Origin of the sequence: Mesorhizobium sp. B2-8-9 (assembly GCF_006439475.1) — a bacterium.
Classification (GTDB): domain Bacteria; phylum Pseudomonadota; class Alphaproteobacteria; order Rhizobiales; family Rhizobiaceae; genus Mesorhizobium.
This window is the reverse complement of sequence record NZ_VFTQ01000013.1, coordinates 128,792-150,705: the sequence shown is the minus strand read 5'-3', so window position 1 is coordinate 150,705 and position 21,914 is coordinate 128,792. Positions and strand designations below refer to the sequence as shown.

21 protein-coding genes are annotated in these 21,914 nt (G+C 64.0%); 17 read left to right on the top strand and 4 right to left on the bottom strand.

The genetic code is table 11. From position 1 onward, the window contains the following. Positions 1-6 precede the first annotated feature (6 nt). The 6 genes from FJ423_RS17425 (at position 7) to FJ423_RS17400 (ending at position 5,564) form a co-directional block, all read left to right on the top strand. The gene (locus FJ423_RS17425; RefSeq protein ID WP_140843410.1) at positions 7-1,329 is read left to right on the top strand and encodes a pyruvate dehydrogenase complex dihydrolipoamide acetyltransferase; all 1,323 of its coding nucleotides are present in this window, start codon (positions 7-9) and stop codon (positions 1,327-1,329) included. A 132-nt stretch (positions 1,330-1,461) separates the two neighbouring features. Continuing rightward, positions 1,462-2,100 carry an SGNH/GDSL hydrolase family protein gene (locus FJ423_RS17420; protein ID WP_140843408.1) on the top strand — a complete coding sequence of 213 codons (639 nt, stop codon included), beginning with the start codon at positions 1,462-1,464 and terminating at the stop codon, positions 2,098-2,100. Between the two features lie 27 nt (positions 2,101-2,127). Next, entirely contained in the window at positions 2,128-3,594 is a 1,467-nt protein-coding gene (gene lpdA, locus FJ423_RS17415; protein ID WP_140843406.1) for a dihydrolipoyl dehydrogenase, read from the top strand. Between the two features lie 156 nt (positions 3,595-3,750). Next, positions 3,751-4,008 (top strand): GlsB/YeaQ/YmgE family stress response membrane protein, encoded by a 258-nt coding sequence (locus FJ423_RS17410; protein WP_095765464.1) that lies wholly within the window; start codon positions 3,751-3,753, stop codon positions 4,006-4,008. Between the two features lie 128 nt (positions 4,009-4,136). Next, positions 4,137-5,102, top strand: a complete 966-nt coding sequence (lipA, locus tag FJ423_RS17405) for a lipoyl synthase (protein WP_140843404.1) — start codon at positions 4,137-4,139, stop codon at positions 5,100-5,102. 6 nt (positions 5,103-5,108) lie between these two features. Further along, a complete protein-coding gene (locus tag FJ423_RS17400; protein ID WP_140843402.1) occupies positions 5,109-5,564 on the top strand; it encodes a type II toxin-antitoxin system RatA family toxin in 456 nt (151 codons plus the stop codon). Here FJ423_RS17400 and FJ423_RS17395 read toward each other — a convergent pair. Next, complete coding sequence (locus tag FJ423_RS17395) at positions 5,561-6,049, bottom strand: CinA family protein (RefSeq protein WP_140843400.1); 489 nt, start codon at positions 6,047-6,049, stop codon at positions 5,561-5,563. The genes FJ423_RS17400 and FJ423_RS17395 overlap by 4 nt on opposite strands. Beyond that, entirely contained in the window at positions 6,046-7,275 is a 1,230-nt protein-coding gene (locus FJ423_RS17390) for a bifunctional 2-C-methyl-D-erythritol 4-phosphate cytidylyltransferase/2-C-methyl-D-erythritol 2,4-cyclodiphosphate synthase (protein ID WP_095765460.1), read from the bottom strand. Before FJ423_RS17390 ends, FJ423_RS17395 begins: the two co-directional genes overlap by 4 nt. Positions 7,276-7,415: 140 nt before the next feature. On the opposite strand from FJ423_RS17390, the gene dusB reads away from it, so the two are divergent. The 8 genes from dusB to hflX all read left to right on the top strand — a co-directional run bounded on the left by dusB (position 7,416) and on the right by hflX (position 17,524). Next, positions 7,416-8,444: a tRNA dihydrouridine synthase DusB gene (gene dusB, locus FJ423_RS17385; protein WP_140843398.1), complete on the top strand. Its 1,029-nt coding sequence runs from the start codon at positions 7,416-7,418 to the stop codon at positions 8,442-8,444. Further along, on the top strand, positions 8,441-9,583 hold the full coding sequence (locus FJ423_RS17380; protein WP_140843396.1) for a nitrogen regulation protein NR(II): 1,143 nt from the start codon (positions 8,441-8,443) through the stop codon (positions 9,581-9,583). The genes dusB and FJ423_RS17380 overlap by 4 nt, the downstream gene beginning before the upstream one ends. Next, entirely contained in the window at positions 9,580-11,040 is a 1,461-nt protein-coding gene (gene ntrC, locus FJ423_RS17375) for a nitrogen regulation protein NR(I) (RefSeq protein WP_140843394.1), read from the top strand. The genes FJ423_RS17380 and ntrC overlap by 4 nt, the downstream gene beginning before the upstream one ends. Positions 11,041-11,160: 120 nt before the next feature. Beyond that, the gene (locus FJ423_RS17370) at positions 11,161-13,452 is read left to right on the top strand and encodes a PAS domain-containing sensor histidine kinase (RefSeq protein ID WP_140843392.1); all 2,292 of its coding nucleotides are present in this window, start codon (positions 11,161-11,163) and stop codon (positions 13,450-13,452) included. Further along, entirely contained in the window at positions 13,442-14,803 is a 1,362-nt protein-coding gene (locus FJ423_RS17365; protein WP_095765455.1) for a sigma-54 dependent transcriptional regulator, read from the top strand. The genes FJ423_RS17370 and FJ423_RS17365 overlap by 11 nt, the downstream gene beginning before the upstream one ends. An 82-nt stretch (positions 14,804-14,885) precedes the next feature. Then, entirely contained in the window at positions 14,886-15,749 is an 864-nt protein-coding gene (locus tag FJ423_RS17360; RefSeq protein WP_140843390.1) for a D-amino-acid transaminase, read from the top strand. A gap of 143 nt (positions 15,750-15,892) precedes the next feature. Continuing rightward, the gene (hfq, locus tag FJ423_RS17355) at positions 15,893-16,138 is read left to right on the top strand and encodes an RNA chaperone Hfq (protein WP_006202172.1); all 246 of its coding nucleotides are present in this window, start codon (positions 15,893-15,895) and stop codon (positions 16,136-16,138) included. Next, positions 16,139-17,524: a GTPase HflX gene (hflX, locus tag FJ423_RS17350; protein ID WP_140843388.1), complete on the top strand. Its 1,386-nt coding sequence runs from the start codon at positions 16,139-16,141 to the stop codon at positions 17,522-17,524. A gap of 8 nt (positions 17,525-17,532) precedes the next feature. Here the strand turns inward: hflX and mazG are convergent, their stop codons facing one another. Both mazG and FJ423_RS17340 read right to left on the bottom strand, forming a co-directional pair. Next, positions 17,533-18,357, bottom strand: a complete 825-nt coding sequence (mazG, locus tag FJ423_RS17345; protein ID WP_140843386.1) for a nucleoside triphosphate pyrophosphohydrolase — start codon at positions 18,355-18,357, stop codon at positions 17,533-17,535. Positions 18,358-18,427: 70 nt separating this feature from the next. Then, positions 18,428-19,612 (bottom strand): amino acid aminotransferase, encoded by a 1,185-nt coding sequence (locus FJ423_RS17340; protein ID WP_140843384.1) that lies wholly within the window; start codon positions 19,610-19,612, stop codon positions 18,428-18,430. A gap of 145 nt (positions 19,613-19,757) precedes the next feature. On the opposite strand from FJ423_RS17340, the gene FJ423_RS17335 reads away from it, so the two are divergent. Genes FJ423_RS17335 through FJ423_RS17325 form a run of 3 tightly spaced genes read left to right on the top strand, consistent with a single transcriptional unit; the run spans position 19,758 to position 21,802 of the window. Further along, positions 19,758-20,279: a sigma-70 family RNA polymerase sigma factor gene (locus tag FJ423_RS17335; RefSeq protein WP_246680190.1), complete on the top strand. Its 522-nt coding sequence runs from the start codon at positions 19,758-19,760 to the stop codon at positions 20,277-20,279. Next, a complete protein-coding gene (locus FJ423_RS17330; RefSeq protein ID WP_095765449.1) occupies positions 20,276-21,049 on the top strand; it encodes an anti-sigma factor in 774 nt (257 codons plus the stop codon). The genes FJ423_RS17335 and FJ423_RS17330 overlap by 4 nt, the downstream gene beginning before the upstream one ends. 36 nt (positions 21,050-21,085) lie before the next feature. Beyond that, the gene (locus FJ423_RS17325; protein ID WP_095765448.1) at positions 21,086-21,802 is read left to right on the top strand and encodes a Bax inhibitor-1/YccA family protein; all 717 of its coding nucleotides are present in this window, start codon (positions 21,086-21,088) and stop codon (positions 21,800-21,802) included. Positions 21,803-21,914: the final 112 nt, after the last annotated feature.

The window sequence follows — 21,914 nt, the reverse complement described above, 5'->3', positions numbered from 1 at the left end:
GACATCATGCCAATCAACATCACCATGCCGGCGCTCTCCCCGACCATGGAAGAGGGCAATCTGTCAAAATGGCTGGTCAAGGAAGGCGATAAGGTTTCGCCGGGTGACGTGATCGCCGAGATCGAGACCGACAAGGCGACGATGGAGGTCGAAGCCGTCGATGAAGGCACAGTCGCCAAGCTGGTGGTTCCGGCCGGCACCGAAGGCGTCAAGGTCAACGCGCTGATCGCCATCCTGGTCGGCGAGGGCGAGGATACTGCCGCAGCGGCCAAGAGCGGCGGCGGCGGCGCCGCGCCCAAGGAAGCGCCCAAGCCGGCAGCAGCCGCCGCGGCGCCCGCGCCGGCGAAGGCCGAGCCTGCTCCCGTCGCCAACGGCCACGCCGCAGGCGATCGCGTCTTCGCATCGCCGCTGGCCCGCCGCATCGCCAAGGACGCCGGCGTCGACGTGACGGCGCTGACCGGTTCCGGCCCGCATGGCCGCGTCGTGAAGGTCGATGTCGAGGCGGCGATCGCTTCCGGCGGCGCTCCGGCTGCGAAGGCGCCCGCCGGCACCCCGTCCGCTCCGGCCGCAGCCAAGCCGATGTCGGACGACCAGGTGCTGAAGCTGTTCGCCGAAGGCTCCTACGAGCTCGTGCCGCACGACAACATGCGCAAGACCATCGCGCGCCGCCTGGTCGAGGCGAAGTCGACCATCCCGCATTTCTATTTGACGCTCGATTGCGAGCTCGACGCGCTGCTTGCGCTGCGCACGCAGCTCAATGCCGCAGCCCCGATGAAGAAGACCGAGAAGGGCGAGGTTCCAGCCTACAAGCTCTCGGTCAACGACATGGTCATCAAGGCCATGGCGATGGCGCTGATGGCGGTGCCGGACGCTAACGCCTCCTGGACCGACAGCGCCATGGTCAAGCACAAGCACGCCGATGTCGGCGTTGCCGTCTCGATCCCCGGCGGCCTGATCACGCCGATCATCCGGCATGCAGACGAAAAGACGCTGTCGGTCATCTCCAACGAGATGAAGGACCTGGCCAGCCGCGCCCGCAGCCGCAAGCTGAAGCCGGAAGAATATCAGGGCGGCACGACGGCAGTGTCCAATCTCGGCATGTTCGGCGTCAAGGACTTTGCCGCCGTCATCAACCCGCCGCATGCGACGATTCTGGCGGTCGGCGCCGGCGAGGAACGGGCGGTGGTGAAGGAGGGCGAGATCAGAATAGCCACGGTGATGTCGGTGACCTTGTCGACCGACCATCGCGCCGTCGACGGCGCGCTTGGCGCGGAACTGCTTGGCGCCTTCAAGCGCTTGATCGAAAACCCGATGGGCATGCTGGTGTAAGAAGGGAAAAGGCGGTGCGGAAATTCTTCACCAGCCTTTTCACCCTGATTATTTTCAATCCCGACGGCGAGCTCTTCGCACGCCGGCGCGGCAGGCGCTCGCAGCCAGCTTTCGGCAAGGTGGGGCAATCGCATGAAGATAATTCTCTGTTATGGCGACTCGCTGACCTGGGGCTATGACGCCGCCAATCTCGGCCGCCATGCGCTCGAGGACCGCTGGCCGAGCGTGCTTGGGGCTGAACTCGGCAACGATGTCGAAGTCATCGCCGAAGGCCTCAACGGCCGCACCACGGCCTTCGACGACCATCTGGCCGGCGCCGATCGCAACGGCGCCCGCATTCTGCCGACGATCCTGACCAGCCATGCGCCGCTCGATCTCGTTATCATCATGCTCGGCGCCAACGACATGAAGCCTTGGATTCACGGCAATCCGGTCGCAGCCAAGCAAGGCGTGCAGCGGCTGATCGATATCGTGCGCGGCCATGACTATCCGTTCGATTGGCCAGCGCCGCAGATCCTCATTGTCGCGCCGCCTGTCGTGACACGCACCGACAATGCCGAGTTCAAGGAAATGTTCGCCGGCGGCGACGACGCTTCCAAGCGTCTTGCGCCGCAGTATTCCTTGCTGGCCGACGAGGCCGGCTGCGGCTTCTTCGACGCCGGCACGGTCGCAACCACCACGCCGCTCGACGGCGTCCATCTCGATGCCGAGAACACGCGAAACATCGGCAAGGCTCTGGCGCCGCTCGTGCGCGTCATGCTCTCGCTCTAACCCTCAGAAAGATCAGGGAGAAAACCCGTGGCTGAATCCTACGACGTCATCATCATCGGCTCAGGCCCCGGCGGCTATGTCACGGCCGTGCGTTCCGCCCAGCTCGGCTTCAAGACGGCAATCGTCGAGCGCGAGCATCTTGGCGGCATCTGCCTGAATTGGGGCTGCATTCCGACCAAGGCGCTGCTGCGCTCGGCCGAGATCATGCATTATTCGGATCATCTGAAGGATTACGGGCTTAAGCTTGAAGGCGGTAAAATTATGCCCGACACCGCTGCCGTGGTCGACCGCTCGCGAAAAGTCTCGCTCAGGCTGAACACCGGTGTCGGCTTCCTGATGAAGAAGAACAAGGTCGACATCATCTGGGGCGAGGCCAAGCTTTCCAAAGCCCCAGCCGGTGACAAACCGGGCGAGGTCGTCGTCTCAAAGACCGCGAAGAAGGCGATGGAGCCGCAGCCGCCGGTGCCGAAAGGCGTCAAGGGCGAGGGCACCTACACGGCCAAGCACATCATCCTGGCGACGGGCGCCAGGCCGCGCGCGCTGCCCGGCATCGAGCCGGACGGCAAGCTGATCTGGACCTATTTCGAGGCCATGGTGCCGAAGGAAATGCCGAAATCGCTGTTGGTGATGGGTTCGGGTGCCATCGGCATCGAATTCGCCTCGTTCTACCGCACCATGGGCGCCGATGTGACGGTGGTCGAGCTGCTGCCGGCGGTAATGCCGGTCGAGGACGCCGAGGTCTCGAAATTCGCGCAAAAACAGTTCGAGAAGCAGGGCATGAAGATCCTCCTCGAGGCCAAGGTGACCAAGGTTGAAAAGGGCGCCAATTCGGTCACCGCGCATGTCGAGATGAAGGACGGCAAGGTCGAGAAGATCACCGCCGACCGCATGATCTCGGCCGTCGGCGTGCAGGGCAACATCGAGAATCTCGGCCTTGAAGCGCTTGGCGTGAAGACGGATCGCGGCTGCGTGGTCGTCGACGGCTACGGCAAGACCAATGTGCCCGGCATCTACGCCATCGGCGACGTCGCCGGCCCGCCTATGCTCGCCCACAAGGCCGAGCATGAGGGCGTTGTCTGCGTCGAGAAGATAGCCAATTTCCCGGGCGTGCACCCCATCGACAAGCTGAAGATCCCCGGCTGCACCTATTGCAGCCCGCAGGTCGCGTCCGTCGGCCTGACCGAAGCGAAGGCCAAGGCGGAAGGCAAGGATATCCGCGTCGGCCGCTTCCCTTTCAGCGCCAACGGCAAGGCCATCGCGCTCGGCGAGGACCAGGGCTTCGTCAAGACCATCTTCGACAAGAAGACCGGCCAGCTGCTCGGCGCGCACATGGTCGGCGCCGAGGTGACTGAGCTCATCCAGGGTTTTGTCGTGGCGATGAACCTGGAGACCACCGAGGAAGAGCTGATGCACACGATCTTCCCGCATCCGACACTGTCGGAGATGATGAAGGAGAGCGTGCTCGACGCCTATGGCCGCGCTTTGAACGCCTGATGAGCAACCAATCGGTGATAAGTCACCAGTCGGTGATCGACGGCCAATCCGTGCTAACGTTGTCGGGCGAGACTCACACGCGGCAGCCGGAGAAAGCTGACGGCAAGGCGGTTCGTATCCGGATGCATTTTCACCTGATCGAGGAGGAATTGGCACATGCATATGAATGGCGTCGGCTGGATCGCAGCCATCATTGTCGGCGGCCTGGCGGGTTGGCTGGCCGAGATGGTCATGAAGAGCAACACTGGTATCTTCATGAACATCATCATGGGGATTGTCGGTGCCATAGTGCTGAACGCGATCCTGCAGGCCCTCAACATCCAGTCATTCGGCGTCGGCTGGGTCGCCTATCTGATCACCGGCTTCATCGGTGCCTGCCTGCTGATCTTCGTCGGACGGCTCGTGCGTCGCTGACCCAAAGCCACCGTTATGCGAAAATGGCCGTGGCGGCATGCGCTGCCGCGGCCTTTTTCTTTGTCTCGAAAAGTCCTAGATGACGCAAGACAGGCGGCTGGCGAAATCGCGGCCGCGAAGGGTTTGAGATGGTCACAGTCGTAGACACGATCGCCAACCGGCCGCGCCCGCGGCATCCCGAGAAGGCGCACAGGCCCGACCAGGAGGTGCTGCGCAAGCCCGACTGGATCCGCGTCAAAGCGCCGGTTTCGAAGGGCTATGCCGAAACGCGCGAGATCGTGAAGTCGCACAAGCTGGTAACGGTGTGCGAGGAAGCCGGCTGCCCGAATATCGGCGAATGCTGGGACAAGAAGCACGCCACCTTCATGATCATGGGCGAGATCTGCACGCGTGCCTGCGCCTTCTGCAATGTCGCGACCGGCATCCCGACCGCGCTCGATCCGGATGAGCCGGCGCGCGTGGCGCATGCCGTCAAGCAGATGGGATTGAGCCATGTCGTCATCACCTCCGTCGACCGCGACGATCTTGCCGACGGCGGCGCGCAGCACTTCGCCGATGTTATCCGCGCCATCCGCAAGGCAACGCCTTCGACGACGATCGAGATCCTGACACCCGACTTCCTGCGCAAGGACGGCGCGCTGGAGATCGTCGTTGCCGCCAAGCCCGACGTCTTCAACCACAATCTCGAAACCGTGCCGTCGAATTATCTGACGGTTCGCCCCGGCGCGCGTTATTTCCATTCGATCCGGCTTTTGCAGCGGGTCAAGGAAATCGACCCCTCGATCTTCACCAAATCCGGCATCATGGTCGGCCTCGGCGAGGAGCGGAACGAAGTGCTGCAGTTGATGGACGATCTGCGCTCTGCCAATGTCGACTTCATGACCATCGGCCAGTATCTGCAACCTTCGAAGAAGCACCATCCGGTGATCCGCTTCATCCCGCCGGACGAGTTCAAGTCCTACGAGACCATCGGCAAGACCAAGGGTTTCCTGTTGATGGCGTCGAGCCCGCTGACGCGCTCCTCGCACCATGCCGGCGAGGATTTCGCCAGGCTGCGCGCGGCGCGCGAGGCGCAGCTCGCGAAGGCCAGCTGACCTTCAATGCCGAAATTCGAGGCGACACGCCGCGTCGCGCATTCACCCGACGAGATGTTCGCGCTGGTGGCGGATATCGAGGCTTACCCGCAATTCCTGCCGCTCTGTGAATCGCTCACCGTGCGCTCGCGCAAGGAGCGTGACGGCCGCACTATCCTGGTTGCCGACATGAGCATCGGCTACAAGGCGATCCGCGAGACTTTCACGACCCAAGTGCTGCTAAAGCCCGACGAGAAAGCGATCGACGTCAAATACATAGACGGCCCGTTCAAATATCTCAGCAACATCTGGCGCTTCGACCCCGCGGCCAGCGGCTGCGAGGTGCATTTCTTCATCGACTACGAATTCAAGAGCCGCATACTCGGCGCCGTGATGGGCACGATGTTCGACCGTGCTTTCCGCATGTTCTCGGAAGCCTTCGAGAAACGGGCAAACGTGATTTACGGTCCAAAGCCCGCCTAACGTTCGCCGAGCGCGCGCAAGCCGAGTTGCAGCGCATGCCGCACCGTCTCGTGCCGGATGAATTCGCGGCCCTTGTGGCCGAACAACTGCCGCTCAGCGATAACCGGTTGTCCTGCAAGCGCTACCCCGAACCAGACAAGACCGACCGGCTTGTCGGCCGAGCCGCCGCTGGGGCCGGCAATGCCGGTGACGGCGAGCGACAGGCTCGCTTGCGAATGCGCCAGCGCGCCTGCGGCCATCTCCAGCACCGTCTCGCGCGACACCGCTCCATGCGCGTCGAGCGTGGCGGCGGAGATGCCGAGCATCTCCATCTTTGCTTCGTTGGAATAAGTGACGAAGCCGCGATCGACCACGGCGGAAGACCCGGCGATATCGGTGAGCGCCGCGATGATCAGGCCGCCGGTGCAGCTTTCGGCCGTCGCCAGCATAACACCGCGCTGCTGGCAGGCCTGGAGCAGCGCATTTGCGAGTTCGGCGTTGCTCATGCCGGCACCTCGCCCGGATAGACGACACTGGCGGTGGCGATCGCGGCGATACCTTCGCCGCGCCCGACGAAGCCGAGCTTCTCGTTGGTTGTCGCCTTGATCGAAATGCGCTCGGGCGCGATGCCGAGCATGGCTGCGAGCGCTTGCGTCATCGCCGCGCGATGCGGCCCGACGCGCGGCGCCTCGCAGATCAGTGTGATGTCGGCATTGGCGATACGGCCGCCGCGCTCGCGCACCAGCTTCGCCGCGTGCTCGACGAATATCTTCGAGGCAGCACCCTTCCATTGCGGATCGGACGGTGGGAAATGCGTGCCGATATCGCCGGCGCCGCAGGTGGCGAGCAACGCATCGGTCAGCGCATGCAGCCCGACATCGGCGTCCGAATGCCCGGAGAGTTTGCGATCATAGGGAATGGAGACGCCGCAGAGCGTTACATGGTCGCCGGGCTCGAACGCGTGCACGTCATAGCCGTTGCCGGTGCGAATATCCGGGAAGCGCTGCTGCGCGCTCGAAAGCCGCTGGTCGGCCAATGCGATGTCCCTTGCCCAGGTGAGTTTGACATTGTCCGGCGATCCGGGAACGATCTTGACCGGTATCTGTGCCCATTCGGCGATCGCCGCGTCGTCGGTGAACTCCGTCTTGCCCAGATGATGCGCCTTCTCATGCGCGGCGAGCAGCGGCCAGAACGGAAAGCCCTGCGGCGTCTGCGCGGCATGAAGGCCGGCTCTCGACACCGTCTCGTCGATCATGCCGGCGGCCGATTCCCGCTTCAGCGTGTCGGCGACAGGCAGCGCCGGCAACGCGCCCTGGCGCTCGCCGATGGCTTCGATGGTGCGGTCGATCAGCCCGGCGTCGACGAAGGGTCGCACGGCGTCATGCACCAGCACTTTTGCCGGTGCCTGGTCCCTCAGCGCCAGGAGGCCGAGCCGGACGGACGCCTGGCGCGAAGGGCCGCCGATCACGGCGACAAGACGGTCGCCATGCGCTTCGGCCGCGCGTTCGAAGAGTTCGGCATCGTCGGCATGGATGGCCACGACCACGGGACCGATCATCGGATGGGAGAGGAAGATATCCAGCGTATGCGCGATAACGGCACGGCCGCCGATGCGCTGATATTGCTTCGGACCGTCCGCCTGTCCGGCGCGCGCGCCACGGCCGGCGGCAACGATCACCACCCCGATCCCGCCGTTCAGGCCTGTCGCTTGCTTTTCACTTGCCTCGCTCATTCCGATCGGTCCTAGTCGGGGTGATGGCCGAAGGCCAGCTTTTTCCAAAATGCGCCTTAATGTGACGTCATTGCGCGTTGCACAATGCCACACTTCTGGCTAGAGAATGTGCAACGATCGAACATGCTTGGTTTTTGTGCATGGCTGAACTGACCAAATTGGCATCGCCTCTTGATGTCGGCGGCGTGAAAATCCGTAATCGGGTTTTCCTGGCGCCGATGTCGGGCATCACCGACGAGCCGTTCCGGCAGCGCGCGCACGCGCATGGCGCGGGATTGGTCGTTTCGGAAATGGTGGCGAGCGGCGAACTGGCCAAGGGCAGGGCAGGCTGCGACCTTCGCATCCGTCATTCCGGTCTGCCGGTGCATATGGTGCAGCTTGCCGGCCGCGAGGCCGCGCACATGGCAGAGGGCGCGCGAATCGCGACGGGCGAGGGCGCCGATATCATCGACATCAATATGGGCTGCCCGGCGAAGAAGGTGACCGGCGGCTATGCCGGCTCGGCGCTGATGCGCGACCTCGACCATGCGCTGTCGCTAATCGAGGCGGTGGTCGGCGCCGTTTCGGTGCCGGTGACCGTCAAAATGCGGCTCGGCTGGGACGAAAGCGCGCTCAACGCGCCGATGCTGGCGCGCCGCGCCGAACAGGCCGGCGTCAGCATGGTGACCGTGCATGGCCGCACGCGCTGCCAGTTCTATCAGGGCAAGGCCGACTGGCGCGCCATCGCCCGCGTCAAGCAAGCCGTCTCGATCCCGGTCGTGGCCAATGGCGATGTCGGCTCGCCGGAAGAGGCGGCGACAATCCTCGAACAGTCCGGCGCCGACGCGGTGATGATCGGTCGCGCGCATTACGGCGCGCCGTGGATTGCAGGAAGCATCGCCTCAATTGCCGGTGGTGTATCTGCGCCCGGCATTCCGCACGCGCCGCAGGCGCTCGCCGAATACGTCACCTTGCATTACGAGGACATGCTCTCGCTCTACGGCGCCGAAAGCGGCCTGCGTCAGGCGCGCAAACATCTCGGCTGGTATCTCGACCGTCACGCTCCCGATGTCTCAGCCGAGCAGCGCAAAGCCATTCTCACGTCCTTCAAGCCGGGTGAAGTCGTTGCCGAACTGGGCCGCGTCTTCGCCGATGGCGCGCACCCGGACAGCCTGCGGAGCGCGGCATGAAGGCGGACGTGCCACAGCAGGCCGATATGGCGGATGCCGCCAATATCGTGCTCAACACCATCCGCCGCCCGGTGATCATGGTCGATCCCGACGGCTTCATCACATTCGCCAACGCCGATGCCGAGGACTTCTTCCGCTCCAGCGCGAATATGCTCGCGCGCAACACGCTCTCCAAGCTGGTGCCCTTCGGCAGCCCGTTGCTGACGCTGGTCGACCAAGTGCGCGAACGCCGCGCGCCGGTCAACGAATACCGCGTCGACGTCTCGTCGCCGCGCCTCGGCATCGAAAAGATGGTCGATCTCTACGTCGCGCCGGTGCCGGAATTTCCGGGCTCGGTCGTCGTCATGTTCCAGGAACGCTCGATGGCCGACAAGATCGACCGCCAGATGACGCATCGCGGTGCGGCGCGCTCCGTCACCGGTCTTGCCGCGATGCTGGCGCATGAGATTAAGAACCCGCTCTCCGGCATTCGCGGCGCCGCCCAGTTGCTCGAGCTTTCCGCCTCCGATGAAGACCGCGCGCTGACCCGCCTGATCACCGACGAGACCGACCGCATCGTCTCACTGGTCGACCGCATGGAAGTGTTCTCCGATGAGCGGCCGATCGAACGCTATCCGGTCAACATCCATGTCGTGCTCGACCATGTGAAGGCGATTGCCAAGAACGGTTTTGCAAGACGGATCAAGATCTTGGAGGAATATGATCCATCATTGCCTCCGGTCTTCGCCAACCGCGATCAACTGATCCAGGTCTTCCTCAACCTGGTCAAGAACGCCGCCGAGGCGATCGGCGCCGACCCGCAAGGCGAGATCGCGCTGTCGACGGCCTTCCGCCCAGGCATCCGCGTCTCGGTACCCGGAACGCAGGACCGGGTGTCGTTGCCGCTGGAATTCTGCGTGCATGACAACGGTCCAGGCGTTTCCGAGGACATCCTGCCGATCCTGTTCGATCCGTTCATCACCACCAAGCCGAACGGCTCCGGACTTGGCCTTGCGCTGGTCGCCAAGATCGTCGGCGAGCATGGCGGCATCATCGAATGCGATTCGACGCCGCGCGGGACGACGTTTCGCATCCTGCTTCCAGCCTGGAAGGAGGCCGCACCAAGCGCCGGCGATGAAGCTGAAGGAGACCGCACATGACCGCTCGCGGCAATATTCTCGTCGCCGATGACGATGCGGCCATCCGCACCGTGCTCAACCAGGCGCTGTCACGCGTCGGCCACGAGGTGCGCGTGACCTCCAATGCCTCGACGCTGTGGCGTTGGGTTGCGGCGGGCGAGGGCGATCTCGTCATCACCGACGTGGTGATGCCCGACGAAAACGCCTTCGACATGCTGCCGCGCATCAAGAAGGCGCGGCCCGAGCTGCCGGTCATCGTCATGAGCGCCCAGAACACGTTCATGACCGCCATCCGCGCCTCCGAGACCGGCGCCTACGAATATCTGCCGAAGCCGTTCGACCTGACGGAGCTGCTCAACATCGTCAGCCGGGCGCTGGCCGAGCCGAAGCGGCCGAAGCTCGATGGCCGCGCGGAAGACCAGCCGGAGACGATGCCGCTGGTCGGCCGATCCGCCGCCATGCAGGACATCTACCGCATGCTGGCGCGCATGATGCAGACCGACCTCACGGTCATGATCAGCGGCGAGTCCGGCACCGGCAAGGAGCTGGTGGCGCGCGCGCTGCACGAATATGGCCGCCGTCGCGGCGGCCCGTTCGTGGCCATCAACATGGCGGCGATCCCGCGCGACCTGATCGAATCGGAATTGTTCGGCCACGAGAAGGGCGCCTTCACCGGGGCACAGAACCGCTCCAGCGGCCGGTTCGAACAGGCCGAGGGCGGCACGCTGTTCCTCGACGAGATCGGCGACATGCCGATGGAAGCGCAGACCCGGCTGCTGCGCGTGCTGCAGCAGGGCGAATACACCACTGTCGGCGGCCGCACGCCGATCAAGACCGACGTCCGTATCGTCGCGGCCACAAACAAGGACCTGCGCACGCTCATCAACCAGGGCCTGTTCCGCGAGGACCTGTTCTATCGTCTCAACGTCGTGCCGCTCAGGCTGCCGGCGCTGCGCGAGCGTTCCGAGGACATTCCCGACCTGGTGCGGCATTTCTTCAAGCAGGGCGCCAACGAGGGCCTGCAGACCAAGCGCATATCCTCCGGCGGCATCGAGCTTATGAAACGCTATCCCTGGCCGGGCAATGTGCGCGAGCTTGAAAACCTGGTGCGCCGGCTGGCCGCCCTCTACTCGCAGGACGAGATTTCATCTGAAATCATAGAATCGGAGCTGAAAACCGGCGAAAGGCCGGTCGTGCCCGATGGCGGCGCGCTCATCCCCGACGATCTGTCGATCGGCCAGGCTGTCGAGCATTTCCTGCAGCGCTACTTCGCCTCCTTCGCCGGCGAATTGCCGCCGGCCGGGCTCTACCAGCGCATTCTTGCCGAGGTCGAGTATCCGCTGGTGCTGGCTTCGATGACGGCGACGCGCGGCAACCAGATCAAGGCGGCGGAGCTTTTGGGGCTCAACCGCAACACGCTGCGCAAGAAGATCCGCGAGCTCGGCGTCAACGTCTACAAATCGGCCAGGCAGCCGTAACGTCACCTCGTCCCGTCGGTGATTTTGTCTGGGAAAGATTATCTTCCCGGCCACACTTGTTGCATAATCGCCACAATGCGTTGCATACATCCGACGCGATGACTGACTCCGTACCGCGACATGGCAGCTGAGGCTCCGACCCTGACCCAACCGCTTTTCAACCAGACCGGCACGCGTGACGGGCGACGGTTGCTGGCGTTGCCCGGCGTGGTCGCCATTGCCGGCGCGGTGATCACGGCAGCCATCTCGTTTGCGATCCTGGTCGGCGCGACGCCGATCGCGCCGACCGCCGGTGCGACCTGGGCCCTGATCGCGGCCAATGCCGTGTTTGTCCTGTTCCTGATCGCCTTGATCGCCCGCGAGGTGCGTCGCATCGTCCTGGCGCGGCGCCACGGCAGGGCTGCCTCGCGGCTGCATGTGCGCATCGTCGCCATGTTCGCGCTGGTTGCCGCCATCCCGGCCATCATGGTGGCGATCGTCGCCTCGATCACGCTCGACATCGGCCTGGACCGCTGGTTCGAAATCCGCACCAAGACGATCGTCAACTCGTCGCTGTCGATTGCCGACGCCTATGTGCAGGAGAATGCGCGCAACCTCCAGGGCACAACACTGTCCATGGCATACGATCTCGATGCCTCGCGCACGCTCTATGGTCTCGACAAGGGCGGTTTCCTCGATCTGCTGAACAAGGAAGCCATAGGCCGCGGACTGGCGCATGCGGCCCTGATCAAGCCTGACGGCTCGTTCGTCATGAATGCCAAGACCGATGCCGATTTTCCGATGCCGGAGCCGCCCGCGGGTGCTGTCGAGACCGCGGCCGGCGGCAAGCCGGTGCTGATCGAGCCGCGTACCCGCAACATCATGGGTGCCATCACTAAACTGCGCGAGATCGAAGGGCTTTACCTCTACACGATCCGGCTGGTCGATCCCGACGTGATCAAGGCGCGCCAGATCGTCAGGGGCAACACCGACGAATACCGCAACCTGGAAGACAACCGCCGGACCTCGCAGGTCGCCTTCGCGTTGCCTTATCTGTCGCTCACGCTGATCATCACACTTTCGGCGATCTGGACCGGCATTGCAGTCGCCGACCGGATCGTGCGGCCGATCCGCCAGCTGATCGGCGCCGCCGACGAGGTGGCGACCGGCAATCTCGACGTTGCCGTTCCAGTGCGCCAGTCCGATGGCGACGTCGCCTCGCTCGGCGAGACCTTCAACAACATGATCCTGGAGCTCAAGTCGCAACGCAACGAGCTGCTCTCGGCCAAGGATCTGATCGACGAGCGCCGGCGTTTCTCCGAGGCGGTGCTTGCCGGCGTCACTGCCGGCGTCATCGGCGTCGACCCCTACGGCATCATCACCATCGTCAATCGCTCGGCCGAGACCATGCTGACGATTTCGGCGAATGCGACGCTCGGCCAGAACCTTTCGACAGTCCTGCCGCTTGTCGGGCGCGTGTTCGAGATCGGGCGGCAGTCCGGCAAGCCGGTCTATCGCGAGCAGGTGACCTTCTTCCGCACCGGTCTGGAGCGCACCTTCAATGTCCAGGTAACCGTCGAATCCGGCGACGACGGCGAAGAAGAGAAATCCTATGTGGTGACGGTCGACGACATCACCGATCTCGTCCAGGCGCAGCGTTCGTCGGCCTGGGCCGATGTGGCGCGGCGCATCGCGCATGAGATCAAGAACCCGCTGACGCCGATCCAGCTTTCGGCCGAGCGCATCAGGCGCCGCTACGGCAAGGTCATCACCGAGGATCGCGAGGTGTTCGACCAGTGCACCGACACCATCATCCGCCAGGTCGAGGACATCGGCCGCATGGTCGACGAATTCTCGGCCTTCGCCCGCATGCCGAAGCCGGAGATGAAGGCGATCGACCTTCGTGAGTCGTTGCGCGAGGCGTCCTTCCTGGTCGAGGTCAGCCGCTCGGACATTGCCTTCCAGCGCGACTTCGGCAGCGAGCCGTTGAAAGGCACTTTCGACAGCCGCCTGATGGCTCAGGCCTTCGGCAACGTCATCAAGAACGCGGCCGAGGCGATCGACGGACTTGATGCGCAGGACCGTTCGGGCGGCACAATCCGGATTCAGGCCGGACGGCAAGATGGCGCCATACGAATCGACGTTATCGATAACGGCAAGGGGCTGCCGCGCGAGAATCGCCAAAGGCTTCTCGAGCCCTATATGACGACGCGCGAGAAGGGCACCGGGCTTGGCCTCGCTATCGTCAAAAAGATCGTGGAGGACCATGGCGGCCGTCTCGAATTGCACGACGCGCCGGCGGATTTCCATGGCGGCCGGGGCGCGATGATCTCGATCATCCTGCCCCCGGCCACGATCGTAGCCGCGCCGCCACGCGGTGAAGGTCGAAGCGAACACGAACGAGAAACTGAAAAGGTCGGTAATGGCGTCTGACATTCTCATCGTCGATGACGAGGAAGACATCCGCGAACTTGTCGCCGGTATATTGAGCGACGAGGGTCACGAAACCCGCACGGCCCATGATGCCGACAGCGCGCTTGCAGCGATTGCCGATCGCGCGCCGCGGCTGATTTTCCTCGATATCTGGCTGCAGGGCTCGCGCCTCGATGGCCTGGCGCTGCTCGACGAGATCAAGACCATGCATCCGAACATGCCGGTGGTCATGATCTCCGGCCACGGCAACATCGAAACGGCAGTGTCGGCCATCCGGCGCGGCGCGTATGATTTCATCGAGAAGCCGTTCAAGGCCGATCGCCTCATCCTGATCGCCGAGCGCGCGCTGGAGACGTCCAAGCTGCGGCGCGAGGTCTCCGACCTCAAGCAGCGCAGCGGCGAGACTTTCGACCTGATCGGCATGTCGTCGGCGATGAGCCAGCTGCGGCAGACCATCGAGCGCGTCGCGCCGACCAACAGCCGCGTCATGATCATCGGCCCCTCCGGCTCAGGCAAGGAACTGACGGCGCGGGCCATCCACACGCTGTCGTCGCGCAAGTCCGGTCCGTTCGTCACGCTGAGCGCGGCCACCATCACGCCCGAGCGCATGGAGATCGAGCTGTTCGGTACCGAATCGAACGGCACCGAGCGCAAGGTCGGCGCGCTGGAGGAGGCGCATCGCGGCATCCTCTACATCGACGAAGTCGCCGATATGCCGCGCGAAACGCAAAACAAGATCCTGCGCGTGCTGGTCGAGCAGCAATTCGAGCGGGTAGGCGGCACCAAGCGCGTCAAGGTCGATGTCCGCATCATTTCCTCGACCTCGCAGAACCTCGAAGCAATGATCGCCGACGGCCGCTTCCGCGAGGATCTTTACCATCGCCTGGCGGTGGTTCCGGTCATAGTGCCGGGGCTCGCTGAGCGGCGCGAGGACATTCCCTACCTCGTCGACAACTTCATGAAGCAGATTGCGCGCCAGGCCGGCATAAGGCCGCGCCGCATCGGCGACGATGCGCTGGCCGTGCTGCAGGCGCACAACTGGCCGGGCAATGTTCGCCAATTGCGCAACAATGTCGAGCGGCTGATGATCCTGGCGCGCGGCGAAGACGCCGATGCGCCGATCACCGCCGACCTTCTGCCGTCCGAGATCGGCGACGTCATGCCGCGCACGCCCAACCAGTCGGACCAGCACATCATGGCGCTGCCGCTGCGCGAGGCCCGCGAGCAATTCGAGAAGGATTATCTGATCGCCCAGATCAACCGCTTCGGCGGCAATATCTCGAAGACCGCCGAGTTCATCGGCATGGAACGATCGGCACTCCACCGCAAGCTGAAGTCGCTGGGTGTGTAGCGAGCCCTTGGCCCACGCGATTGTTCGTTACGGCAGGGGCGGAATCGCCTAAGAAAGCCGGACATTTTCCCTGAGGATGCCCATGCCGCGCATTGCCTATGTCAACGGGCGCTATGTCGTCCATGCTCAAGCCAGCGTCCATATCGAGGATCGCGGCTACCAGTTCGCGGACGGCGTCTATGAGGTTTGCGAGGTGGCGCGCGGCCATATCGTCGACATGCCGCGCCACCTTGCCAGGCTCAAGCGCTCGCTGAAGGAACTGTCGATCGCCTGGCCAGTCTCGGAAAGCGTCTTGCCGATGCTGCTGCGCGAGGTGGTCAATCGCAACGGCGTGGTCGACGGCCTTGTCTATGTGCAGGTGACGCGCGGCGTCGCCAGCCGCGAGTTCGTGTTTCCGCCCGCGGGCACAAGGCCTTCCCTGGTCATAACCGCCAGGAAAGCCGATCCGGCCGCGAGCGCGAAGCGGGTGGAGACCGGCATCAAGGTCATCACCGTCCCGGAGAATCGCTGGGACCGCGTCGACATCAAGAGCACCGGCCTCTTGCCCAATGTGCTCGCCAAACAGAAGGCCAAGGAAGCCGGCGCCCAGGAAGCGTGGTTCGTCGACACCGACGGCAACGTCAAGGAAGGCGGCTCGTCCAACGCCTGGATCGTCACCCGGGACGGCGTCCTTGTGACCCGGCCGGCCGAGCATGGCATCCTGCGCGGCATCACTCGTACGACGCTTTTCGATGTCGCCGCCAAGCTTGGCCTCAAGATCGAGGAACGCGGGTTTTCGGTCGCCGAAGCCAAGGCGGCAAGGGAAGCATTCATCAGTTCGGCGACCACAATCGCCATGCCGGTGGTCGAAATCGACGGGGCGCCGATCGCAAATGGCCATCCCGGTTCGATGACACTTTCGTTGCGGCAGGCCTTTTTTCACGTTGCGGAAAAAAGTCCAGCCTGATAACCGCACAACTGGAAGTAACCTCAACTATCTCATTCTGCTTGCCATTGTGTCGGCAAGAGGGGGTTTGCGCGCTTGACAGGTGCCTCGTAATTTGGCGCATTGGCCCGTAAACCGAAGGGGATCGGCGAAAGACAAGAAAAATGGCGGAACGATCGCAAAACCTTCAGGACCTGTTCCTGAATTCAGTTCGCAAGAGCAAAAATCCACTTACCATCTTCCTCATCAACGGCGTGAAGCTGACCGGGGTCGTCACTTCGTTCGACAATTTTTGTGTGTTGTTGCGGCGCGACGGGCACTCCCAGCTCGTCTACAAGCACGCTATTTCCACGATCATGCCGAGCCAGCCGGTTCAGATGTTCGATGGCGAGGAAAGCCAGGGCGCCTGATTGGCACGTGATAAGGACGCGGACCGCAGCGTTCGCGGAAAACAAGGACATCAACTCGGGCCGGAATCCAAGGATCCGACCCGCGCAGTTGTCATTGTGCCGGTGCTTACCCGCCAGCCGCGCGACGATGAGTCGAGCCGTCCGCGCCTGAGCCGTTCGGCGGATGCACGCCACGACGAAGCGGTCGGACTTGCCAGCGCCATCGACCTCAACCCGGTTCACACCGCAGTGGTGACGGTTGCCGATCCGCGGCCGGCCACGCTGCTCGGCAGCGGCAAGGTTGCTGAATTTGCTGAAATCGTGAAGGAGCGCAAGGCGGAGCTGGTCATCGTCGACCATCCGCTGACGCCGGTGCAGCAGCGCAATCTCGAAAAGGAACTGAACGCCAAGGTGCTCGACCGCACCGGGCTCATTCTCGAGATATTCGGCGAGCGGGCGCGCACCAAGGAAGGCACGCTGCAGGTCGAGCTTGCGCATCTCAACTATCAGAAGGGTCGTCTGGTGCGGAGCTGGACCCACCTCGAGCGGCAGCGCGGCGGCGCCGGCTTCCTCGGCGGTCCGGGCGAAACCCAGATCGAATCCGACAGGCGCATCCTGCAGGACAAGATCACCAAGCTGAAGCACGAGCTGGAGACGGTTCGGCGCACGCGCGACCTGCACCGCGCCAAGCGCAAGAAGGTGCCGTTCCCGGTCGTGGCGATCGTCGGCTACACCAATGCCGGCAAGTCGACGCTGTTCAACCGGCTGACCGGGGCAGGGGTGCTGGCCGAGGACATGCTGTTCGCGACGCTCGATCCGACGCTGCGGCGCGTGCGGCTGCCGCACGGCACACCGGTTATCCTGTCGGACACGGTGGGTTTTATTTCCGACCTGCCGACGCATCTGGTGGCGGCCTTCCGGGCAACGCTGGAAGAAGTCGTCGAGGCGGATCTGGTGCTGCATCTGCGCGACATCTCCGATCCGGACACCGCCGCCCAGGCCGAGGACGTCGAACGCATCCTCGGCGATCTCGGCGTCGACGCTGCCGATGCGAACCGCGTGATCGAGGTCTGGAACAAGGTCGACCTGCTCGACGAAGGCAATCGCGAGCGCCTGCTTGCCGAGAGCGCCAGCGGCAAGGCGCCGCCGATCGCGATATCGGCCGTCACCGGCGAAGGAATCGACGCGCTGAAAGCGCTCATCGAGACGCGCTTGTCGGGCGAGCTGGAAAAGATGACGGTGACGTTGAGCCCCGCCCAGCTTGGCCAGGTCGACTGGCTCTACCGCAACGGCGACGTCGTTTCGCGCACCGACAATGAAGACGGCAGCGTCACGCTCTCGCTGACAGCCACGCACAGCGCCAGGCAAGAGATAGAGAACCGCCTGCATCGCAGGAGCGGCAGCTAACCGGCTGTTTATTTGGTGCTTTTGGCCTGCTGCCAGAGCGCTTCCATCTCGTCGAGCGTTGCCTTCTCCAGCGACTTGCCCGAGGCCTCCAGAGCCTGCTCGACATAGTGGAATCGCGAACGGAACTTTTCGTTGGTGCCGCTGAGCGCCGCTTCCGCATCGAGCTTGAGGTGGCGGCCGAGATTGACGACGGCAAACAGCATGTCACCGAACTCGTCCTTGATGGGGGCCGCGTCACCGATAGCGAGCGCCTCGCGCAATTCCCCGATCTCTTCCTCTATCTTGTCGAGGATGGGACCTGCCTCGCTCCAGTCGAAGCCGACGCGTGCCGCCTTTTCCTGCAGTTTCAGGGCACGCGTCAGGGCAGGGAGCGCTACCGGCACGCTGTCGAGATAGCCCTTGCCGTGATCCTCCGGGTCGAGACCACGGGCGATGCGGGCATCGCGCTTCTCGGTTTTTTCAACCGTCTTGATCTTCTCCCACATGCCCTTGGCCATGCCGGCGCTGCGCGCCTTCTCGTCGCCGAAGACGTGCGGATGGCGGCGGATCATCTTGGTGGTGATGGCCTCGACGACATCGCCGAAAGCGAACTCGCCGATCTCCTCAGCCATCTGCGCGTGATAGACGACCTGAAGCAGCAGATCGCCCAGTTCCTCGCGCAGATCGTCGAGATCGCCGCGCGCGATCGCGTCGGCCACTTCATAGGCTTCCTCGATCGTGTAGGGCGCGATGGTAGCGAAATTCTGCTCGATATCCCAAGGGCAGCCGGTCTTCGGCGCCCGCAGCGCCGCCATGATCTCGATCAGGCGTGAAATGTCCTTGGAGGGCTTCATGAATTGAGCCTATCCCGCGGCCAGCGCCCGACCAATCCTGGCCAGACACCGAAACGGGTTGTCCACAGCCTCAGTCAAGCACTGAGACGATCGCCTTGGCGAGATCGTCCATGCCGTCCTCCGGCAGGCCGGCCACGTTGATGCGGCTGTCGCCGACCATATAGACGGCGTGCTCGGCACGCAGGCGTTCGACCTGCGCCTCGGTCAACCCAAGCCTCGAAAACATGCCGCGATGGCTGGCGACGAAATCGAAGCGGTCGGAATTGGACTGCCGGCGCAACGCCTCGGCAAAAGCGACGCGCAGCCGAAGCATGCGCAGCCGCATCTCCTCGAGCTCCGTCTCCCAGTCCTTTTTCAGGCCGGCGTCTTCGAGCACCATGCGCACCGCCGCCGCGCCGTGATCCGGCGGCATCGAATAAAGCGCGCGCGCGGCCGCCAGCATCTGGCTCATCGCCACGTCGGCCTGGGCGCCATCCTTGGCCATGATCATCGCCGCGCCCACGCGGTCGCGATATACGGCAAAATTCTTCGAGCAGCTCGAGGCGACGACCATTTCCGGCACCTTGCCGGCAAGCAGCCGCAGGCCGGCGGCGTCGGCATCGAGGCCTTCGCCAAAACCCTGATAGGCAATGTCGACGAAAGGCAGCAAGCCGCGATCCAAAAGCACATCGGCGACCTTGGCCCACTGCGCGATATCGAGGTTGGCGCCGGTCGGGTTGTGACAGCAGCCATGCAGGAGCACGACATCGCCGCTGTCGGCAACTTTTAGCGCCGCCAGCATCTCGTCGAAGCGGACAGCGCCCGATGCGGCATCGAAATAGGGATAGTCGCGAACCTGCAGACCAGCGGCGCGCATCACCGGCAGATGGTTCGGCCAGGTCGGATCGGACAGCCAAACCGTCGCGCCGGGGCGCGTGCGCTGCACAAGCTCGGCCACCAGCCTGAGCGCGCCCGATCCGCCCGGCGCCTGTGCCGCGCGGATGCGCGAATGGTCGGCCTTCTCGCCAAAGGCGAGCTTGATCATGGCGGCGTTGAAGCCGGTGTCGCCGGCAAGGCCGAGATAGGTTTTGGTGTCCTGGCTCGCCAGCAGCCGCTTCTCGGCCTCGCGCACCGCGCGCATCACCGGCGTCTTGCCGTCGATATCCTTGTAGACGCCGACGCCGAGGTCGACTTTGCCCGGCCGTGGGTCGTTGCGATAAAGGCCGATCAAGGCAAGGATCTTGTCGGCGGGCGCGGGCTGCAGGGTCTCGAACATCGAAAAGGACTCCAATGGCGGCGGAGTGATACGCAAATCGATCCTGTCGCGCCAGCGGTTTCCGCTGTGGCGGCGACACGAAAAGAAATGCCGGGCAGGGGATTAAAACCCCTACATGCTCCGTAAACAGGGCATGAAACGGTCGATGGCACGCTTCGATATCGTCGGGCAGTTGGGCTCGCTGCGGCGCTATGCGCGCTCGCTGACGCGCGACAGCACTGAGGCCGAGGATCTCGTCCATGACGCTCTGGTGCGCGCCTATGAGCGGCGCGCGACCTTCCGGTCAAGCGGCAATCTGCGCGCCTGGCTGCTGGCGATCGTGCACAACATCTTCATCGACCGCATGCGCTCGCGCCGCTCCGAGGCGGCGCGCATCGAACAGGCGGGCCTTGTCGCCGACCGGAGCGTGCCGGCCCCGCAGGACCATTCGGTGCGCCTGTCGCAGGTCCGGGAAGCGTTTCTTTCGCTGCCGGAGGAACAGCGCTCCGCGCTGCACCTCGTCGCCATCGAAGGGCTTTCCTATCAGCAGGCCGCCGAAATCATCGGCGTGCCGCTCGGAACGCTGATGTCGCGCATCGGCCGCGCGCGCGCCACGTTGCGCGAGATGGAAGAGGGCGCGGCGCCGAAAGCCAGGCCTCATCTCAGGATCGTGGGAGACGATCAATGACCGCTATTGTCGACCCCGTGACCGATGCCGATCTCGACGCCTATGTCGACGATCAGTTGGATGTCGCCCGCCGCATCGAGGTCGAGGCGCACCTCGCCGCGCGCCCGGAAGTGGCCGCGCGCGTGATGTCCGATCTGAGGACGCGCGACGAACTGCGCGTCGCGCTTGCCGGCCCTGTCGGCAGGGCGCGTCCGGCCACGACAGAAGCGGCGCGCCGGCTGGAAAGAGGCCTTGCCAGGGGACGCATGCTTGCCGTGCTGCAGCGGGCGGCGGCAGCGGCCGTGCTGGTCGCGGCAGGCTGGCTTGCCAACGGCGCCTTCGGGCCGATCGCCGTGACCAAGGTGGTCGCCTCGACGCAGCCGCCGGCCTATGTCGAGGATGCGGTCCGGGCGCACAGGACGACCTTGGTGCGCGAGACGATGCCGTCGCAGCAAGAGGCTCCGGGCTACGATCCCGACGAGATTCGCGCCGCCACCGCGATCGTCATGCCGTCGCTGCCTGACGACTGGAAGATTCGCGACGTCCAGGTCTATCCCTCGCAATTCGGGCCGAGCGTCGAGGTAGCGGTCGACACCAAGGACCTCGGTCTTGTCTCGTTGTTCGCCATCAGGCCGGGCAGGTTCGATGTGGTGAAGCCGACGATCGCGCCCTCCGACGACATCTCAACCGCGTATTTCCAGATCGGCGAGGTCGCCTATGCGGTGGTCGGACGCGGCGACGCCGGCAGCCTCGACCGTGCCGCCGAGAAACTCGCCAGAACTCTCTACTGAAAACAAACCCTCTACCGAGAACCAAGGAGAAACCGAATGAACAGCCCCAATCTGGGATACCGAATGGGCACCGGCGTCCAGGCCGGAGCCGTCTATGACGAAGGCCTGCGCAAGCACATGCTGCGCGTCTACAATTATATGGGCCTCGGTCTCGTCGTTACCGGCCTCGTCGCCTTCTTCGTGGCCTCGACGCCGGCGCTTTATGTACCGATCTTCTCCAGCCCGCTGAAATGGGTGGTGATGCTGGCGCCGCTCGCCTTCGTCATGCTGTTCTCGTTCAGGATGCAGACCATGTCGGCCGCGAGCGCGCAGGCGATGTTCTGGGCCTTCTGCGCGGTCATGGGCCTGTCGCTCGCCTCGGTGTTCCTGGTCTTCACCTCGACCAGCATCGCGCGCACCTTCTTCATCGCCGCCACGATGTTCGGCGCCACCAGCCTCTACGGCTACACGACCAGGCGCGACCTGACGCAGTTCTCGTCCTTCCTGATCATGGGCCTGATCGGCGTGGTCATCGCCAGCCTGGTCAACCTGTTCCTCGGCTCGACCGCGCTGCAGTTCGCCATCTCGGTGATCGGCATCGCCGTCTTCATCGGCCTGACCGCCTGGGACACGCAGACGATCAAGGAGCAATATGCCGAGAACTTCGATGCGGAATCGCAGCAGAAGCTTGCCGTCTTCGGCGCCTTCTCGCTCTATCTGAACTTCATCAACATCTTCCAGCTGCTGCTGAATTTCACCGGGGAGCGCGAATAGGCCGGACCGCAGCAGGCAACACTGCTGACCTCGCCACGGCCGGAGGGAAACCTCCGGCCACTTTTTTGTCGACTGCGCATCAAGCGTTGACGACCAAGGGGCGATCTGTCTG

Bases quoted from the DNA above. Each gene is read 5' to 3' on its own strand.
- FJ423_RS17325 (WP_095765448.1), top strand. From the start codon at position 21,086: ATGAACAGCCCCAATCTGGGATACCGAATGGGCACCGGCGTCCAGGCC.
- FJ423_RS17380 (WP_140843396.1), top strand. From the start codon at position 8,441: ATGAAGGCGGACGTGCCACAGCAGGCCGATATGGCGGATGCCGCCAAT.
- FJ423_RS17340 (WP_140843384.1), bottom strand. From the start codon at position 19,612: ATGTTCGAGACCCTGCAGCCCGCGCCCGCCGACAAGATCCTTGCCTTG.
- FJ423_RS17420 (WP_140843408.1), top strand. From the start codon at position 1,462: ATGAAGATAATTCTCTGTTATGGCGACTCGCTGACCTGGGGCTATGAC.
- FJ423_RS17400 (WP_140843402.1), top strand. From the start codon at position 5,109: ATGCCGAAATTCGAGGCGACACGCCGCGTCGCGCATTCACCCGACGAG.
- ntrC (WP_140843394.1), top strand. From the start codon at position 9,580: ATGACCGCTCGCGGCAATATTCTCGTCGCCGATGACGATGCGGCCATC.
- FJ423_RS17330 (WP_095765449.1), top strand. From the start codon at position 20,276: ATGACCGCTATTGTCGACCCCGTGACCGATGCCGATCTCGACGCCTAT.
- FJ423_RS17335 (WP_246680190.1), top strand. From the start codon at position 19,758: ATGGCACGCTTCGATATCGTCGGGCAGTTGGGCTCGCTGCGGCGCTAT.
- hfq (WP_006202172.1), top strand. From the start codon at position 15,893: ATGGCGGAACGATCGCAAAACCTTCAGGACCTGTTCCTGAATTCAGTT.
- FJ423_RS17425 (WP_140843410.1), top strand. From the start codon at position 7: ATGCCAATCAACATCACCATGCCGGCGCTCTCCCCGACCATGGAAGAG.
- FJ423_RS17370 (WP_140843392.1), top strand. From the start codon at position 11,161: ATGGCAGCTGAGGCTCCGACCCTGACCCAACCGCTTTTCAACCAGACC.
- FJ423_RS17365 (WP_095765455.1), top strand. From the start codon at position 13,442: ATGGCGTCTGACATTCTCATCGTCGATGACGAGGAAGACATCCGCGAA.
- FJ423_RS17360 (WP_140843390.1), top strand. From the start codon at position 14,886: ATGCCGCGCATTGCCTATGTCAACGGGCGCTATGTCGTCCATGCTCAA.
- mazG (WP_140843386.1), bottom strand. From the start codon at position 18,357: ATGAAGCCCTCCAAGGACATTTCACGCCTGATCGAGATCATGGCGGCG.
- lipA (WP_140843404.1), top strand. From the start codon at position 4,137: ATGGTCACAGTCGTAGACACGATCGCCAACCGGCCGCGCCCGCGGCAT.
- FJ423_RS17395 (WP_140843400.1), bottom strand. From the start codon at position 6,049: ATGAGCAACGCCGAACTCGCAAATGCGCTGCTCCAGGCCTGCCAGCAG.
- FJ423_RS17410 (WP_095765464.1), top strand. From the start codon at position 3,751: ATGCATATGAATGGCGTCGGCTGGATCGCAGCCATCATTGTCGGCGGC.
- FJ423_RS17390 (WP_095765460.1), bottom strand. From the start codon at position 7,275: ATGAGCGAGGCAAGTGAAAAGCAAGCGACAGGCCTGAACGGCGGGATC.
- dusB (WP_140843398.1), top strand. From the start codon at position 7,416: ATGGCTGAACTGACCAAATTGGCATCGCCTCTTGATGTCGGCGGCGTG.